We start from the raw sequence: 16,528 nt of genomic DNA, 5'->3' as shown, positions 1-16,528 counted from the left end.
GGTTACTCCTGCCGCGCCGAGGAACCCCGCGCCGGTAGCTGGCCCTAAGGCGCCCGTGCGTCCCGCGCCCGCGCCGCCCATCGTGGCTGCGCCGCCCGTTGTGCCTGCCCCGCCTGTCGTGCCCGCGCCCGCTGTGAGCCTTGTGTCCCCGGTTACTCCTACGGCCCCGGTTGTCCCCGCGCCGCCGGTCGGTCCGCTGCCGACAGTCGCCGCCGCACCGGTGCAGAGTCCTGTTCCGACGCCGAACACCGTCGTCCCCGTGAAACCCGTTCAGGCCGCTAGCGCTGTCGCGTCCTCTAACGCCACACCGCCGGTAGGCACTCCAGAGGGGACTCCCGCGGGGGCGGCCCAGGCGGAGAAACCGTTGCTGCGGCGCGTGGTGCGCCGGATCATCGGCCCGAGCCTGTTGCAGCGCCGGGACTGACCGCCGTCCCGTCGGCGGCCCACCTGGCCGAGCGGGACCTGGTTGGTGGGCCGTTCACCGCCACGGACGGTGGATGCACGCCTGTTGAACGTTGCCCGAACAGGTCTATCGCCCCCTCGTTCCACGATCTAGTTTCAGCCGGCAATGTCGGTGTACGAGATGTGTGACTGAAGGGGAGTTGACGTGCGCTCACGTCCGCGACGTCTCCTCGGCGGACTGGTGGTGACCACGCTGGCGGCCTCCGTCGTCGCCGTGGTGACCGGTCAGTCCGCCGCGGCTGTCGGGTTCGCGCCAGGGAACATCGTGGTGGCCAGGGTGGGGACCGGTGACGGCACGCTCAGCAGCGCGGCTACGGCGGTCTTCCTCGACGAGTTCACCCCGGCGGGCACCCTGGTGCAGTCGGTTCCGCTGCCCACCAGCACCGCCGCGGGCAAGCGCCTGACGTTGAGCGGGTCGGCCACCTCGGAGGGCGCCCTCGCCCGCTCCGCGGACGGCCGCTACCTGACCATCGCCGGGTATGACGCCGACCCCGGCACCGCGAGCGTGGCGGGGACCACCTCGGCCGCGGTCAACCGCGTCGTCGCCCGTGTCGACGGGTCCGGCGCGGTCGACACCACGACCACTGTCACGGACACGTTCAGCGCCAACAACGTGCGCGGCGCCGTGACCGACGACGGTTCCCGCTTCTGGGTCGTTGGCGCTAACGGTGGCGTTCGCTTGGCCGCTCTCGGTTCCACCGGCGCGTCTACGCAGATCAACACCGCCGCGCCCACCAACGTGCGTGCGGCGGTTGTCGCGGGCGGGCAGCTCTACGTCAGCACCGGTAGCGGTACCACCGGTGTTTACGCTGTCGGCGCAGGTCTCCCCACCACCGGCGGCCAGACTCCGGCGCTGACTGTCCCCGCCGCGAGCCCGTACGGCATCGCCGCGTTGGACCGCGATCCGGCCGTCCCGGGCATCGACACCCTCTATATCGCGGACGACTCCGCGACCGGCGGCGTCCTCAAGTTCTCGAGCGATGGCACCACGTGGACCGCGCGTGGGGCGTTCCGTCCCGCGAACAACGCCGTGCGCGGCATCACCGGTGAGGTGACCGGCTCCGGCGCGACCCTCTTCGCCACGACCACGAACAACCTCTTGGTCAAGGTCGACGACACCGCTGCCGCCGCCGCTCCTATCGCCGCCACCTCCACCACGCTGCGCACCGCCGCCGCGAACACCGTGCTGCGCGGCATCGCGCTGGCTCCGGCCTCGTCGACGACCGCACCGGCGATCACCGCGGAACCGCAGGACGCCTCTATCGCTTCCGGCGCCACCGCAACTCTTAACGTGACTGCCTCGGGTACTGGTCCGCTGACCTACCAGTGGTACGCCGGTGCTTCGGGTAACACCAGCAACCCGGTCAACGGTGCCACCACCGCGTCGTTCACGACCCCCGCGTTGACCGAGAACGCCACCTACTGGGTTCGCGTGTCCGGCCCGGGTGGCCAGGCAGACAGCCGTACCGCCACCGTCACCATCGCGGGCACCACGAACACCCCGCCGACCATCACCAGCACCCAGGAGTTGGCGCTGACGGTCGGAGACCCGGACAACCCGCCCGCGGTCCGCACTGTGACCGTAGGCGACGCCGAGAGCCCGTCCAGTGGGCTGACGGTTAGCGTCACCAGCAGCGACCCGGCCATCGTGACCGGTGGCGCTACCGGGACCGGTGACGTCCGCACTCTCACCTTCACCCCGGCCGCTGTTGGCCGGGCAACGCTGACCGTGACCGTCTCCGACGGTGCGGCCACCGCTTCGACAACCCTGCCTGTCGCCGTTTCCGCTGCCTTGCCCGCGGGCCAGCGCAGCTACTACGGCGCCAGCGACGCGAGCACTGCCATCGACCTCGGCGGTGGCGCCATGGTCGTGTCCGACGACGAGACCAACGTGCTGCGCGTCTACGACCGTGAGCACTCCCGCTACCCCGCGCAGGCGTTCGACGCCCGCGCCGCCGGTCTCGCGCTGCGCGACACCGACGTGACCCGCGAGATCGACATCGAGGCCGCCGCCCGCACCGGCGACACGATCTTCTGGGTCGGCTCGCACGGCCAGAACTCCTCGGCCAAGACCCGCCTCAACCGCCAGGAGCTGTTCACCACCACGGTGACCGGTACCGGCACGGGCGCCTCCCTGGCGCTCGGCGGCAGCTACCAGACCCTGCGCGACGACCTCATCGCCTGGGACCGCGCCAACGGTGACGCCCTGGGCATCGCCGCCGCGGCGACCCGCGCCCCCGAGGGCGACGGCTCCGGTGGCCCTACCGGCGTCAACATCGAGGGCGCCGAGTTCGCCCCCGACGGCACCACCCTGCTGCTGGCCTTCCGCGGCCCGCTCACCAGTGACGGCAAGGCGATCGTCGTCCCGGTGACCAACGCCGCCGCGCTCGTCGCGGGCAACCCGACCACCGGCGTCACCGCCGCGTTCGGCCAGGCCCTGCGCTGGGACCTCGGTGGTCGTGGCGTCCGGGAGATCCGCCGCAACGCCGCCAACCAGTACCTGCTCATCGCCGGTCCGTCCGACGCGGGCACCGGTGCGGCGGGGGAGTACAAGTTCTTCACCTGGGACGGCGACGCCACCCACCAGCCGCAGCCGCGCGCGGGCTCGCTCGACGCGTTCAACCAGGTCGGCAAGCCCGAGGCCATCGTGGACGTGCCGAACCCGCTGACGGACACCGCTACCGTCCAGGTTCTTACCGACGACGGTGACACTGTCTTCTACGGTGACGGCACCATCGCCAAGGAGCTGCCGCAGTGGCAGCGCAAGGCCGTTGGCGCCACCGTCGCCGTCGGTGCTGGCCCCGTGTGCTCTACCCCGGTCATCACGATCGGTTCGGTCCAGGGCACGGGCGACATCACGCCGAAGGCAGGGCAGACCGTCACCGTTCGCGGAACGGTCGTCGGTGATTACGAGGGCGCTCAGCCCGCCCTGCGTGGTTTCTACCTGCAGGACAGCGGTGACGGCGACCCCGCCACCTCCGACGGCATCTTCGTGTTCGACAACGGCGCCAACCTGGTCGCCAACGGCGACGTGGTGCAGGTGACCGGCTCCGTCTCCGAGTTCCAGGGGCAGACCCAGCTCACCGCGGCCACCACCGGCGTGCAGGCGTGCGGCACCCAGGCCGTGGTCACCCCGACCGCGGTGACCCTGCCGCTGGCCACCGCCACCGACCTGGAGCGCGTCGAGGGCATGCTGGTGAAGGTCGCGCAGACCCTCACCGTGACCGAGCACTTCCAGCTCGGTCGCTTCGGCCAGGTCGTGGTGTCCTCCGGCGGTCGGCTGCAGCAGCCGACCTCGGTCATCCGGGCCACCGACCAGGCCGCGGTGCGGGCCAAGCAGGCCGAGAACAACCTCAACCGGCTGATCATCGACGACGCGACCAACGGCCAGAACCCCGACCCGATCGTCTTCGGCCGGGGCGGGCAGCCGCTGTCCGCGCAGAACACCCTGCGCGGCGGCGACACGGTCACCTCGCCGGTCGGCGTTCTTACCTACACGTGGGCGGGCAACGCCGCGAGCGGTAACGCATACCGGCTCCGTCCGATCGGCGCGCTCGGTGGCGCTGCCGTGTTCGACGCGGTCAACCAGCGTCCGACCGCGCGCCCGGACACGGGTAACGCCAGCTTGCACGTGGCGGGTGCGAACCTGCTGAACTTCTTCAACACCTACACCGGCTGCAAGCTCGGCACCCAGGGCGCGGTCACCGACTGCCGCGGCGCGGGCGACGAGACCGAGTACCAGCGCCAGCTCGCCAAGGAGGTCGCCGCGATCCGCTCGCTCGGCGCCGACGTCACCGGCGTCATGGAGCTGGAGAACGACGGCTACGGCCAGGGCAGCGCGATCCAGGCCCTGGTGGCCGCGCTCAACGCCGCGGAAGGCGCGTCGGTGTGGTCCTTCGTGGACGCCGACGCGGCGACCGGTGTGGTCGACGTGGCCGGGACCGACGCGATCAAGGTGGCGCTGCTCTACCGCGCCGACCGCGTGACCCCGGTCGCGGGCACCACCGCTGTCGACCAGAACGCCATCTTTGAGCGGCGCCCGGTCGCGCAGACCTTCGCGAGCCCCGACGGCGCCCGGTTCACCGTGGTGGCCAACCACTTCAAGTCCAAGGGGTCCTGCCCGACCACCGGTCCCGACACCGACCAGGGTGACGGGCAGAGCTGCTGGAACGTCCGCCGGACCGCGCAGGCGACCGAGCTGGCCAAGTGGCTGCGGGAGACCGTCGTCCCCGCCGCCGGCGACGAGGACGTCCTGATCGTCGGTGACCTCAACTCGTACGCGGGTGAGGACCCGATCGCAGTGCTGGAGGAGGCCGGTTACGTCAACCTGGCCAAGGCCTACGGTGGCGCTGACGCGTACTCCTACGTGTTCGACGGCCAGTGGGGTTACCTCGACCACGCGCTCGCGTCGCGGTCGCTGGCCCCGCAGGTCACCGGCGCGGGCGAGGCGCACACCAACGCCGACGAGCCGTCGGTGCTGGACTACAACACCGACTTCAAGACGGCGGCGCAGATCCAGTCGCTGTACGCGCCGGACCGGTTCCGCACCAGCGACCACGACCCGGTCCTGGTCGGCATCCGCCCCGGCACCCCCGCGGCGATCTCCGGCACCCCCACCCCGGCCACCGTCGGCGAGGCCTACTCCTTCGGGTTCTCCCTCAGCGGCCCGGCCGTGGTGACACTCGCGGACGGCACGCTGCCCGCAGGGCTGTTCTTGAGCGAGGAAGGCGTCCTGAGCGGTACGCCTACCGAGGCCGGTGAGCGGACCTTCACTGTTCGCGCTACCAACGCTTACGGCTCTACCTCGTTGGTTGCGACTGTCCCTGTTGCCAAGGGCGCTAGTGCTACCTCGTTGACTGCGACACCCAACCCTGTCGCGGCTGGTGCTGAGTTGACGCTGTCGGCTCGGGTTAGTGCGGCCGTTCCTCTTACGGGCGTGGTGACCTTCCGGGATGGTGACACGGTCCTCGGGCAGGCTCCGGTGACCAACGCGGTTCTGAAGGTGACGCTGTCTACTGGCTCTCGTGCGATCACGGCCTCTTACGCCGGTTCGGACGCCTTGGAGCCGTCGTCGGCCGCGGTGACGGTGTCGGTCCTCGCGCCGGTCACGGTCGAAGGCACCTTGCCGGATGGTCGCGTGGGGTCGCCCTACTCGGGCGCTCTTACCATCACCGGGTCGCCGCAGACCGTTAGCGCTACCGGTCTCCCGCAGGGCCTGTCGATCGGGCAGGACGGACGGGTCACTGGGGTGCCTAGCGTCGCGGGCACGTTCACGGTGACAGTTACCGCTACCAACGCGGTGTCGTCGGTGACCAAGCCGTTCCAGCTGCGGATCCTCGCGGCGGCGACCACCACGGCCGTCGTCGGCGACCCGAGCCCGTCGGTCATCGGCGGCCAGGTCCGTTTCACGGCCCGGGTTTCCGGTCCTGGAACTGTCGCCGGTGGCACGGTCCAGTTCGTTGTGGACGGTCGACCGGTCGGTGGGCCGGTCAGCGTTGTCGCAGGGGTCGCGGTCAGCGCTCCGGTGGCGGGGTTGACCATCGGGCAGCACCAGGTCCGCGCCGACTACAGCGGCACCGCGTCGTACGGCGCCAGCTCGGGCACGGTCACGCACCTCGTCCAGATCGGGGTCAAGATCCTGTCCCCGGGTGCCACCGCCCGCGCCGGTGACGTCGTCCCGATCCGCTTCCAGCTGGTCGACGCCAACGGCACCCCGATCCCGCCGCTGGCCTCCGCCCTGCTCATGCTCAGCGGCCGCATCACGGTCTCCGCGGACGGTGTGCAGCAGCTCCGCAGCACCCCGCCGCTGTACGACCCGTTCAGCGACTCGTTCGTGGTCCTGTGGAAGACCGCCAAACGCCCCACCGGCACCACGACGATCACCGTGTCCATCACCTACCCGGACGCCCCCACCCAACGGGTCCCCGTCCGCCTCACCCTCAACTAACCCACCCAGTCCGATGGGGCGCACCCGGCGCGGGGTGCGCCCCATCGGCGTCTCTACCCGCTGTGTCCAGCCCTACTTTCTGCTGCTTCACCAGTTTGGGGGTCTCGCGGCTGGGTTTCTTCTTTCCACCAGGGCGGTTTCTTCGTTGCTGCTGTGGAAGTTCACTCCGCCGGGCGACAGAAGTTGTCCACATGTGGATCTCCAGCAGGGTGCTTTCAAGATCGCCCGTCGGTGCGCTCCGACAGACTGGCCCAGGGACGTCCCCCGGGATGGTTGGGGGCCAGGCCAGACTTGGGGTGGGTCCCCGAAAAGGCAAGCGCGGGACGGGATCGTGACCGACGTGTGACCCGGTGTGGGTGGGCGACTGAGCGAGGGTGCGTCCGGCCGAAGTGTGGTCGAGCGTGATTTCGGCTGATGTGCAACGGATCGAGCCAGAGCAGGCCCGCGTCGACTGGCGTGGTGTGGCGGATGGCGCGTGGGCTCGACGTCGTGGTGGTTCGCCGGGTGAGGTCGGCAGCGTCCTCGGCCTGTCGTGACCTGAGAGCGACCTCGGGTTGGTCGTGCTTAGGTGACGGGCGATGGGACCGGAGAAGGTGATCGGCTGAGACTCTCGGCGTGCCGAGGGCTACAGGGGAGCGACCGCTTCGCGCGATGGGCGCGGGGCGATTCCAGGTGGTCCAGTGGGATCGGCACACCCACCGGGGCTATCGGTGGGTGTTCTCGAGGTGTCGGATGATCTTTTCCCATAGTGCGGCAAAGAGGGCGTCAGCGTCGGGTAGGGAGTGATTGCCGGAGCCGAACGCGGTGTAGTCGTGGAACAGCAACGCTGGTTGCCCCGCGTCAGGGTCCCACGTGGCTGCAACGGTCCCGTTGATGCCGTTGTACGAGATTCGCGGCCAGGCGAAGACGAAGTCCAGTTGATCCGGACCGAGGGTCGTGCCCTCGCGGAGCGCGAGTTCGCAGACAGAGTTCCCCTGCGCCGTGACGAGGACGGTGACCGCTGAGACTGAAGCGCGTACGCGGCAGGTGTAGCCGTGCTGCAGCAGGTTGTCCGCTGAGGCGCGGAACCGCTCGCCCACGTGCGCGAGCGCCGCGTCCAGGGTGGCCTGTGGACTGAAGTCGGCTGGTGGAAGCTTTGGCAGCCGAACCTCGAGCATCTGCGCCAGCGCGCTGCTCACATCCCGTGTCTGTTGTCCGGTCGCTCGGGCGCCCTTGAGCTTGATGTGAATCGCTTGCGCGAGCTCGGCGGGGGTGTAGTCGCTGCCCACCAGGTAGATCACCGCTGGGTTCAGGAGGTGCGGGGGCATTCGGAAGTCGTCCATGACCACCGGGAGTATGTAGTCGTATTGTCGCTCGACAGCGGCGGTCATGGCTGTCATGAACTCGTCCATCGGGTACGCGCTGGCTGCGTAGTCGTGGGACAGGAACGGGATGAAGAAGCGGCTCGAGATGCCGCCGTAGACCTCGCGCAGGGAGGGAACGACGTTCGTGCCCCACAGCTCGACCGTCGCGTTCCTGTCGTAGAAGACCCTGACCCCCAGGGCTTCACACTCCCTGACGACAGCTTCGACGTAGTCGCGCTGCTTGCCGGAGAACGAGACCGCGATGTCGTAGGTGTGGGTGTGCTCTGCCATCGATACATCGTAAGTCGAGATAGTGACGTCAGTGCACATGGGCGCACCCGGCTAGCCCGAGGGGGTAGCCGGGTGCGGTGTGGGGTTACCAGGTGGAGTTGGTGAGGCCGGTGCCCAGGTAGATCTGGTCGAAGGCGTTGCCGTCGTTGTCGTCGGTGTAGGTGAGGGTGATTTGGCCGAAGGGGCTGACGGCTAGGGCGGGTTCGGTTTGGGGGCCGGTGCTGACTGTGTGGACGCGGAGGCGGGGGAGGCGGGCGGTGGTGGTGCCGTTGGGGTTGAGGCCTTGGGCGTAGATGTCCGAGGCGTCGGTCCAGGCGATGGCGACAGCTAGTTGGTCGTCGATGCCGATTTGGGGGTTGGTGCCGGGGAGGGGGGTTTCGGGGGTGGCTCGGGGGGTGCCGGTGGGGGTGAAGGAGCGGGCGGCGGTCTGGGTGCCGGATTCCCAGGCGATGGCGAAGTCGCCGTTGAAGGTGGCGGCGATGCTGGGGTGGCGTTGTTGGCCCGCTGTGCCTGCGTTGGCGACGCCTTGGGCGAGTTTCACGCCGCCGGTCGGGGTGAGGATCTTGCGGCCGATGTTGAAGGAGCCGTTGGCGTCGCCGTCCTCGGACCAGGCGACGATGGCGTTGCCCGCGGCGCCCATCGCGACGTCGGGGTGCTGGTGGGTGCCGCCCGCGGTGTTGACCTGGACCTCGTAGGTCTTGGACGTGATCGACGCGAAGCCGGACAGGCGGACCGTCTCGGGGGCCGTTCCTTGCTTGTCCTCGAAGGCGACCGCGAACGCCGGGCCGTCGGGGTCGGCGGCCACCGCGGGGTTCAACTGCTGCCCGTCAGCGCTAGCGTTGGCGGTAGCGGAACCTGTGACAGTTCCCGCTGTGTTCACCGCGCGCACGGCGATGTTGTAGTACCCGTTGGCGTCCGGGTCCTCCGACCACACCACGACAGCGCTACCGTCCTCGTGCAGCGCGACGTCCGGCTGGACGTGGCGCCAGTTGCCGGTACCGCCCGCGGACAGCTTCTTCTCGTACTGCGACACGCCATCCTTGTAGAGGCGCAGGAAGACCTCACTGTGGACCGGGTCGGTAGGCGTCACGTCATCGCGGTCGTCTTCCCACACGACGGCGGTGTAACCGGTGCGGACAGTGGCAACGGCCGAGTTGTCCTGGTCGCCGGTCGCGACCGAGTTCGCTGTGGACCACGTGATGTCGGCCGGGGTAGTGCCATCGGCGAGCGCGGTGCCCGCGAACAGGACAGAGCAGACGGCGGTGGCGCCCGCCACGACTAGTGCACGCATGGTTCTCCTGTTCACGGTGCCAGCAGGCCGGGTGAGCCTGCCTGGATCACGTAGCTCTGCGCGGTCTTGATGGGGTAGTCGCGCACGGTCACCTTGTCCAGCACACGGAAGTCCACGTTCATCTGGGTCGGGGTGGTCACCGTGCGGACGTAGCCGCGCTGGTTCTTGTAGAACTTCACGTGCGGGTTGAGGCTCGATGTGCCGGTGTCGGCGGCGTTGCCGTCTCCGCTGGAGGTGACGGACGTGGTGACCAGTTCGGTCCCGATCACCTTGTTCTGCGTGGCGTAGTTGTCCATGATGTTCGACGCCCAGTGCCGGTGCACGTCACCGGTCAGGACTACCGGCGTGTTGCCGCGCGACTGCCACCCCGCCTGTAGACGGCCACGGTTGGCGGTATAGCCATCCCACGAATCCATGCTCTTAGACCCGTCGGCGGCGGCGAGCTTCTGCGCGAAGAACACCTGCTGCCCGATCAGGTCCCACGTCCCCAGCCGCTGCCCCAGCCCGTCGAGCAGCCACGACTCCTGCGCCGCTCCGGTCAACGTGCGGCCCGGGTCGTCGGCGGCCGGGCACAGCTTCGTGCCGTCGCCGCACGCCTGGTCGTCGCGGTACTGCCGGGTGTCGAGCATGTGCAGGGTGGCCAGGCTGCCCCACCGCAACCGCCGGTACAGCTGCAGGTTGGCCCCGGACGGCGCCTGCGCGGACCGCAGCGGCATGTGCTCGTAGTACGCCTTGTAGGCCGCCGTGCGCCGGGCGGCGAAGTCGCCACCGGCGGGGGAGTTGTCCGCGCGCACCAGGTTCGCGTAGTTGTTCTCCACCTCGTGGTCGTCCCACACCACGACCCACGGCGCGGCGGCGTGCGCGGCCTGCAGGTCGACGTCGCGCTTGTAGAGCGCGTGCCGCACCCGGTAGTTCGCCAGGCTGGTGATCTCCCCGGACGGCTGGTGGGTGCGCACCCCCGACCCCGCGCCGCCCTCGTAGATGTAGTCGCCCAGGTGCAGGATCAGGTCCGGGTTCTCCTCGGCCATCCTGCGGTACGCGGTGAAGTACCCGGCCTCGTAGTGCGAGCACGAGGTGAACAGCATCGTCAGCGCCGGGCTCGACCCGACAGCGGGAGCGGTGCGCGCGCGGCCCACCTGCGAGATGTGCCCGAGTGCCCGGAACCGGTACCAGTACTCGCGACCGGGCTGCAGGCCGGTCAGGGTGACGTGCACGCTGTGCGCCCACGCCTGGGTGGCGGTGACCGTGCCGGACGCGGCGATCTGGGTGAAGGTGGCGTCCGTGGCGACTTGCCACTCCACGGCGGCGTTCGCGCTCGTCATGCCGCCGAGCCCGTCGGCGTTGAGCGGGTTGGGGGCCAGCCGGGTCCAGATGACGAAGCCGTCCGCGGCGGGCTCGCCGGAGGCCACGCCCAGCGTGAACGGGTACGCCACCGCGGTGGCCGCCGAGCCCGCGAGCACGACCCCCGCGCTGGCCAGACCACCGATGAGGAAGGTCCTTCGATGCAGAGTCATGGATTCGTTCCTACGACCCCCTCGCCGCCTGGGCCAGACCCCGCACCTGATGTTCACGCGATGCCCGACAACGGGTTCGCTCGCCCGTCGTGGACCGTACGGGTGCCGGCATCATCGAACTATGGGAGTAGGGGGTGTACTGCGCGACCGCAACGCTTCGCTCTACCTGAGCGCGGTTGTCGTGTCTAGCTTCGGTAGTGGTGCCATGACGCTCGTGGCCGGGGTATGGGTCATGACTCTTACCGGTGACAGTGCTCTAGCCGCGCTGGTGACAGTGCTGGTGTGGGCGCCGACGTTGGCCGGGCCGATGATCGGTGCCGTGATCGACAGGATCGGTCGTCACCGTGCCGTGCTGATAGCCACGATGCTCATCACCGGCGCGGTAGTGCTAACTCTGGCGTTGGCGAGTTGGTTGTGGCTGATCCTCGCGGTGATGCTCGTCTACGGCGTCGCCTACGTCGCGATCTTCGCCGCGGAGACCGCCCTGCTGCCGACAGCGGTACCTGCGCGCTTGCTCGGCGACGTTAACGGCATGCGGATGGCAGCGGCGGAGAGCACCAAGCTGACGGCTCCTCTAGTGGGTGCGGGATTGTTCACCGCGTGGGGCGGGGGAGCGGTAGCAGCGCTCGACGCGGCCACCTTCGGCCTAGCCGCCCTGCTCTTCTACTTCCTGAAGCCCACCCACGCCGCCAAACCGGCGACGCGAGAGCGAACCAGGGTGCGTGATGGTTTGCGCTACCTGGCTGACATGCCGTCCCTGCGCCGAGTCGTCGTCTCTGCTGGTGTAGCGCTCGCCCTGGCCGGGTTGGCCGGTGCGATGACGTTCGCGCTCGTCGACGAGGGCCTGGGGTTCGCTCCCGCGTTCGTTGGTGTACTCGCCGCGATCCAGGGTGCCGGCTCGGTGGTGTCCGGGCTCGTGTCCGGCGCGGTGCTGCGCAGGATGCCCCCGCTCGGGTTCGCGGCCCTCGGGCTCGGACTGTTCGCGGTCGGTGTGCTGCTGCGGATGACCAGTGTGCTGCCTCTAGTGCTCATCGGGACCGCCTTGGCCGGGATAGGGCTACCTGCGCCACTTGTCGCCGCGAGCACGGTGGTGCAGACCGACAGCCCACCCGAGCTCATCGCCCGGATCACCGGCACCGTGCAGTTGGTCATGTACGCGCCCAGCGCGGTGGCCCAGGCGCTCGGCGCGGCCTTGGTCGGGGTGCTGGACTTCCGGATCCCCCTGGCGGTCGTCGGCGTCCTCGGCCTCGGTGCCGCTGGTCGGGCGGCGTGGACCGTCCTGGGCGGCGCGGAAGAGCGGCCGCCCGCGCGTGCGGCGGGGTCGTAGCCCGGGTGGTCGAACTCCGCCCGGAGTGATCAACGCCGGGCCGCGCGCCGACGATCCTGGCGGTGGGCGGTCGCGTCCGCGGCCGTGCCGAGTCGCCAACCATGGGGAGACCATGCGCAAGCTCAGAACCGCTGCCTTAGCCGCCCTGATCGCGCTCGCTCTGCCGACCGCCCTCGCGGGTGTCGCCGCGGCTGGCACCACCGCCGCGGGCACCTTCCGCGGTGACGTCAACGGTGACCGCATCGCCGACCAGGTGACCCTCGGTCCCAACGGCAGCACCAAGACGTGCAGCGTCAAGGTCGCCTACGGGCGCGCCAACGGGACCTTCGGCACCCCGGTCGAGTCGACCTACACCTCGCCGCTGGTGGCCGCGCCGTACTGCCCGGACCTGGGTGTCGTGGTCGACCTCGGCGGCGACGGCAAGCCCGAGATCGTCACCACCGGCTTCAGCTGGGGCGACGCGAGCAAGGCCTTCCTGGTGCTGCGCAAGTCCGCCACCAACAACACGGTCCGCCTGGTCACCACCTACCCGGGGTTGGCCTACCCGAGCACCATCCGCACCGCGGACTTCACCGGTGACGGCCTCGTGGACATCTGGACGTCCTCGGACCAGAGCGTGCGTCTGCGCTCATTCACGAACACCGCCGCGGGTGGCATCGCGCCCGGCGCCATCGATGTCTGTTCGCGCCGCCCGATCCCGCAGCACGTGATCGCGGACTTCGACGGTGACGGCGGGCAGGACATCCTGCTGTCGAGGCAGTGCGGGTTCGCTTACACCACCGCCGAGTTGAACTTCGGTAGCGGTAAGCCCGCTGTCACCTTCGCGCGCGACGACGAAGGCATCCTCCAGTACGAGGTCTACGCGAACCACCAGAACGGCGACGAGGCCCTCGACGTCGGCGTCATCACCAGCGGCGACGGTCCCACGACCATCCGCCGCTTCCACAACGACGGCGTCGGCGGCTTCCTTGAGGTGGCATAAGGTGCGAGCGATTCGGGCGTTGGCCGTGGTCGCGGTAGCGGCACTCGTACCCGTGCTCGCCCCTACGGCGAGCGTCGCGGGGGGTCGCGCGCAACCTGTCATCGGTGACATCACCGGCGACGGGGTCGCGGACCGGGTGACCTTCCAAGCGACCTGGGCGAACAACTGTCAGGTCACCGTGGAGCCAGGCCTAACGGGAGGCGGCTACGGCAGCGCTACCACGCACTCTTACGTCTCCCCACTCGCGTACGAGCCCTACTGCCCGGACATGGGCGAGATCGTCGACCTCGGCGGCGACGGCACCAAGGAAGTCGTCGCCACCAGCTTCTGGGGTGAGGAGTACTCACTCGTCGCGTTGCGCCCCAACGGGTGGGCGGCCGACGTGCTCGGCACCTACCGGGGTGTCAACTACCCCAACGCCATCCGCCAGGTCGACTTCACCGGCGACGGGCGCCAGGACGTCTGGCTCTACAGCGACCAGAGCTTCACCCTGCGCTCGTTCACCAACACCGCGACCGGCGACCTCGTCCAGGGCTCCATCAACGAGTGCAGCGAGGGCCTGCCGCAGCACGTGTTCGCCGACTTCGACGGGGACGGCGGCCAGGACATGCTCGCCGCGCTCAACTGCGGCTCGCGCTCGGCCAAGCTCCTGTTCGGCGGCACCAAGGCAGCGCTGAGCCTCGGGTCGGCCAGCGGCCCCGGGCCGTCGTTCGTCGTCTCCCTGGCCAACCACAACAGCGACGCGTACCCGGACCTGACCGTGAGCGCGCCGCAACCCGACTACACCCGCGTCACCCAGCGATACGTCAACGACGGCACCGGAGGCTTCACCCTCTTGCCGTGAGGTAGCGCTAACACCGCTGCCCTCGTCCTGGGCCGGGGCAGCGGTGTTAGCCCAAACTGGCTAGATTGGCCGCGTGGGCCGGTCGATCGCGCGGTGGGTGCTGTTGAGCGCCCTGCTGTTGGGCGTGGTCGGCATGCACCACCTCACCGGAGAGCCCGGTCCTACCGACCACCCGGTGTCGCACGCGGCGCATATGCCACCTGCAGAGCAAGACACCACCGGTGACGCGCCGCATGAACCGATGTCTAGCCACGACCTCCTGCACCTGTGCCTAGCGGTGCTAGCTGCTGCTGCGGGCCTCGGGTTGGTGTGGTTGCTGCTGTCGGTCGTGGTCGTCACGAAGCCGGTAGGGCACTCTCGGCCTCTTGCGATAGTCACAGCACCTAGGGCGCCACCGGTAGATCTGCTCTTGTCCCTCTGCGTGTCTCGGCGCTGACAGGCGGGTCTCTCACCCGACCTGTTCGCCCAACACACCAGAGGACCCACACCCATGATCAGGAAATCCCTGATCAGGATGGCGCTCGCCCTCCTGATCACCCTGTCGGCGTGCGCGACCGACAGCGACCCGGCCACCCACAACGATGCCGACATCGCGTTCGCGCAGGGCATGGTGCCCCACCACCAGCAGGCCGTCGACATGGCCGGTCTCGTCGCCGGACGCACCAGCAACCCCGAGGTGCTCGACCTGGCCGCCCGCATCGCCGCCGCCCAAGACGCCGAGATCGCGACCCTCACCCGGTGGCTGGCTGACTGGGGCGCCACCGGGCACGCCACTGGGCACGGGGAGCACGGCATGGACGACTCGCGGCTCAGGTCGAGCACGGGGGCCGCGTTCGACGAGGAGTGGCTCACCCTCATGACCGCCCATCACGAGGACGCTGTCACCATGTCCCGCACCGAGCTCGCCCAGGGCGCGAACGCTGACGCCAAAGCCATGGCGCGGCGCGTCATCGAGGCGCAGCAGGCCGAGATCGACCACATGCGCCTGCTCTTGAGCTAGTCGGCCCCGGCTGGGTCTCGTGGTGTCGTGAACGGGACCCAGCCGAGTGGAACCAAGGTGGGGTGCCTGGTGTAAGAGCTGGAGCGGGGCTCAACTACGCCGAGGGTTGGGGGCGTCACGGACGACGATGGGGACTTGGTGGCGCGGACCTGCGCCGGTGACGTGAGCGCGTTCGCCGACCTCGTGCGGCGTCACCACTCGGCGGCGCGCAGGCTCGCTCTGGTGTCCGGCGCGGGCAACGACGCGGACGATGTGGTCCAAGAGGCCTTCGTCCGCGCGTTCAACGCCTTGGCGGGCTTCCATGCCGACGCCGCGTTCCGGCCGTGGTTGCTGCGCATCGTGGTGAACCTGACCCGCAACTCTTACCGTTCACGGATGCGTAGGGCCGGTCTCGTGTTCCGCGCCGCGCAACTCCGCGAAGACGGCGACGCTGTCGATCCGCAGGGTGTGGTGCTAGAGGCCGAACGGGACCGTCGGCTGTGGGCGATGCTGCGCACGCTCCCGGACAAGGACCGCCAGGTGCTCGGTTGCCGCTACCTGCTCGACCTGTCGGAGGCCGAGACAGCGGAAGTCCTCGGGTGGCCGCGCGGTTCGGTCAAGTCGCGGACCTCCCGGGCGCTGACCCGGTTGCGCGCCCTGGTGGAACCGGAACTGGCTGGGGAGCGGCTGCATGGGTGAGCACGAGAACGGACCGCTGGTCCGGGACCTGGGCGATCTCGGGCGCGCCCTGGACCGGCCGCCGTCCCCGAGCGCCGTCGCGACCATCGTGGCCGCGGCGCTCGAGTCGACCGAGAAGGCCCCGCCCCGCCCGTCGCGGGCGCGCATGCTGCTGGTCGCCGCCGCCGTGGTCGGGGTGCTGGCGCTCAGCGTCCACACCGACGACATGTTCCGCGGCCCGCAGCAGGACATGGGCACCGCCCAGGCGCCCGTGGTCGGCGACTGCGCCACCTGGGCGACGATGGACGTGGTCACCCGCTCGGAGCTGGCCGACGGCAGCGGCTGGTCACCCCCGAGCGAGCTGGGGCCGTGGACCGCCAAGGAGTACTTCACCCGCCGGATCACCTCGGACAAGCTCGCCGCCATGGTCCAGTACACCCACGGCGACGACACCCTCAGCGTCGAGCACTACCCGCCCAACGCCGTCGCCGACGCCCTCCCGATGGGGATCGGCGACATCGCGGTGGTGCAGGTCGGCCCCTACGCCGCGGAGATGATCCGGCCGAGCCACGACCGGTACTACCGGGTCAACACGTCGGTCACCGACAAGAACGGCACGGTGGAGCGCATCTCCACCGTCTGCGACGGCAACCGCCTCACCTGGACCGCCCTCGACGGCAGCAGCTACGCCCTGTCCGGCACCATCCCCGAAGACACCATGATCGCGCTCGCCGAGAACCTCACCTGACCTGGGGGCGGCGGGTGGTGCGCGCACCGCTCGCCGGGACGGGGACCGCACCCGCGGGGGAGCGGGCAGCGGTCCCCGTCCCCACCCGCGCGCGAGAGTTGCGCCACACGGGGGGCGCGTCG

Annotated in this window: 12 protein-coding genes; 9 read left to right on the top strand and 3 right to left on the bottom strand. The window is 69.7% G+C overall.

The features are described 5' to 3' along the window. Positions 1-259: 259 nt before the first annotated feature. Positions 260-424 (top strand): hypothetical protein, encoded by a 165-nt coding sequence (locus tag LV79_RS31610; RefSeq protein ID WP_253841976.1) that lies wholly within the window; start codon positions 260-262, stop codon positions 422-424. Between the two features lie 183 nt (positions 425-607). Continuing rightward, the gene (locus LV79_RS31605; RefSeq protein WP_253841975.1) at positions 608-6,409 is read left to right on the top strand and encodes an ExeM/NucH family extracellular endonuclease; all 5,802 of its coding nucleotides are present in this window, start codon (positions 608-610) and stop codon (positions 6,407-6,409) included. Between the two features lie 704 nt (positions 6,410-7,113). Here the strand turns inward: LV79_RS31605 and LV79_RS31600 are convergent. From LV79_RS31600 to LV79_RS31590, 3 genes are all read right to left on the bottom strand, one after another. Then, a complete protein-coding gene (locus tag LV79_RS31600; RefSeq protein WP_253841974.1) occupies positions 7,114-8,043 on the bottom strand; it encodes a toll/interleukin-1 receptor domain-containing protein in 930 nt (309 codons plus the stop codon). 85 nt (positions 8,044-8,128) lie between these two features. Next, on the bottom strand, positions 8,129-9,334 hold the full coding sequence (locus LV79_RS31595; protein ID WP_253841973.1) for a hypothetical protein: 1,206 nt from the start codon (positions 9,332-9,334) through the stop codon (positions 8,129-8,131). 11 nt (positions 9,335-9,345) lie between these two features. Next, positions 9,346-10,848, bottom strand: coding sequence for an alkaline phosphatase D family protein (locus LV79_RS31590; RefSeq protein ID WP_253841972.1), 1,503 nt, complete (start codon positions 10,846-10,848; stop codon positions 9,346-9,348). Here LV79_RS31590 and LV79_RS31585 point away from each other — a divergent pair. The 7 genes from LV79_RS31585 to LV79_RS31560 all read left to right on the top strand — a co-directional run bounded on the left by LV79_RS31585 (position 10,820) and on the right by LV79_RS31560 (position 16,406). After that, entirely contained in the window at positions 10,820-12,175 is a 1,356-nt protein-coding gene (locus tag LV79_RS31585; RefSeq protein ID WP_308208977.1) for an MFS transporter, read from the top strand. The genes LV79_RS31590 and LV79_RS31585 overlap by 29 nt on opposite strands. Positions 12,176-12,287: 112 nt before the next feature. Next, entirely contained in the window at positions 12,288-13,157 is an 870-nt protein-coding gene (locus LV79_RS31580) for an FG-GAP repeat domain-containing protein (RefSeq protein WP_253841970.1), read from the top strand. Position 13,158: 1 nt separating this feature from the next. Then, positions 13,159-14,001, top strand: a complete 843-nt coding sequence (locus tag LV79_RS31575; RefSeq protein ID WP_253841969.1) for an FG-GAP repeat domain-containing protein — start codon at positions 13,159-13,161, stop codon at positions 13,999-14,001. A gap of 73 nt (positions 14,002-14,074) precedes the next feature. Next, positions 14,075-14,437, top strand: a complete 363-nt coding sequence (locus LV79_RS34865; RefSeq protein ID WP_372495514.1) for a DUF6153 family protein — start codon at positions 14,075-14,077, stop codon at positions 14,435-14,437. A 54-nt stretch (positions 14,438-14,491) separates the two neighbouring features. After that, complete coding sequence (locus LV79_RS31570; protein ID WP_253841968.1) at positions 14,492-15,001, top strand: DUF305 domain-containing protein; 510 nt, start codon at positions 14,492-14,494, stop codon at positions 14,999-15,001. A gap of 138 nt (positions 15,002-15,139) precedes the next feature. After that, positions 15,140-15,679 carry an RNA polymerase sigma factor gene (locus LV79_RS31565; protein WP_253841967.1) on the top strand — a complete coding sequence of 180 codons (540 nt, stop codon included), beginning with the start codon at positions 15,140-15,142 and terminating at the stop codon, positions 15,677-15,679. Further along, positions 15,672-16,406 (top strand): hypothetical protein, encoded by a 735-nt coding sequence (locus LV79_RS31560; protein ID WP_253841966.1) that lies wholly within the window; start codon positions 15,672-15,674, stop codon positions 16,404-16,406. The genes LV79_RS31565 and LV79_RS31560 overlap by 8 nt, the downstream gene beginning before the upstream one ends. Positions 16,407-16,528 lie beyond the last annotated feature (122 nt).

Origin of the sequence: Actinokineospora globicatena (assembly GCF_024171945.1) — a bacterium.
GTDB lineage: Bacteria > Actinomycetota > Actinomycetes > Mycobacteriales > Pseudonocardiaceae > Actinokineospora > Actinokineospora globicatena.
This window is presented reverse-complemented; position numbering and strand designations above follow the sequence as displayed.

What these genes read in the sequence shown, in the direction of transcription:
- LV79_RS31600 (WP_253841974.1), bottom strand. Translation starts at nt 8,043, where the DNA reads ATGGCAGAGCACACCCACACCTACGACATCGCGGTCTCGTTCTCCGGC.
- LV79_RS31595 (WP_253841973.1), bottom strand. Translation starts at nt 9,334, where the DNA reads ATGCGTGCACTAGTCGTGGCGGGCGCCACCGCCGTCTGCTCTGTCCTG.
- LV79_RS31585 (WP_308208977.1), top strand. Translation starts at nt 10,820, where the DNA reads ATGAGGAAGGTCCTTCGATGCAGAGTCATGGATTCGTTCCTACGACCC.
- LV79_RS31590 (WP_253841972.1), bottom strand. Translation starts at nt 10,848, where the DNA reads ATGACTCTGCATCGAAGGACCTTCCTCATCGGTGGTCTGGCCAGCGCG.
- LV79_RS31580 (WP_253841970.1), top strand. Translation starts at nt 12,288, where the DNA reads ATGCGCAAGCTCAGAACCGCTGCCTTAGCCGCCCTGATCGCGCTCGCT.
- LV79_RS31570 (WP_253841968.1), top strand. Translation starts at nt 14,492, where the DNA reads ATGATCAGGAAATCCCTGATCAGGATGGCGCTCGCCCTCCTGATCACC.
- LV79_RS31560 (WP_253841966.1), top strand. Translation starts at nt 15,672, where the DNA reads ATGGGTGAGCACGAGAACGGACCGCTGGTCCGGGACCTGGGCGATCTC.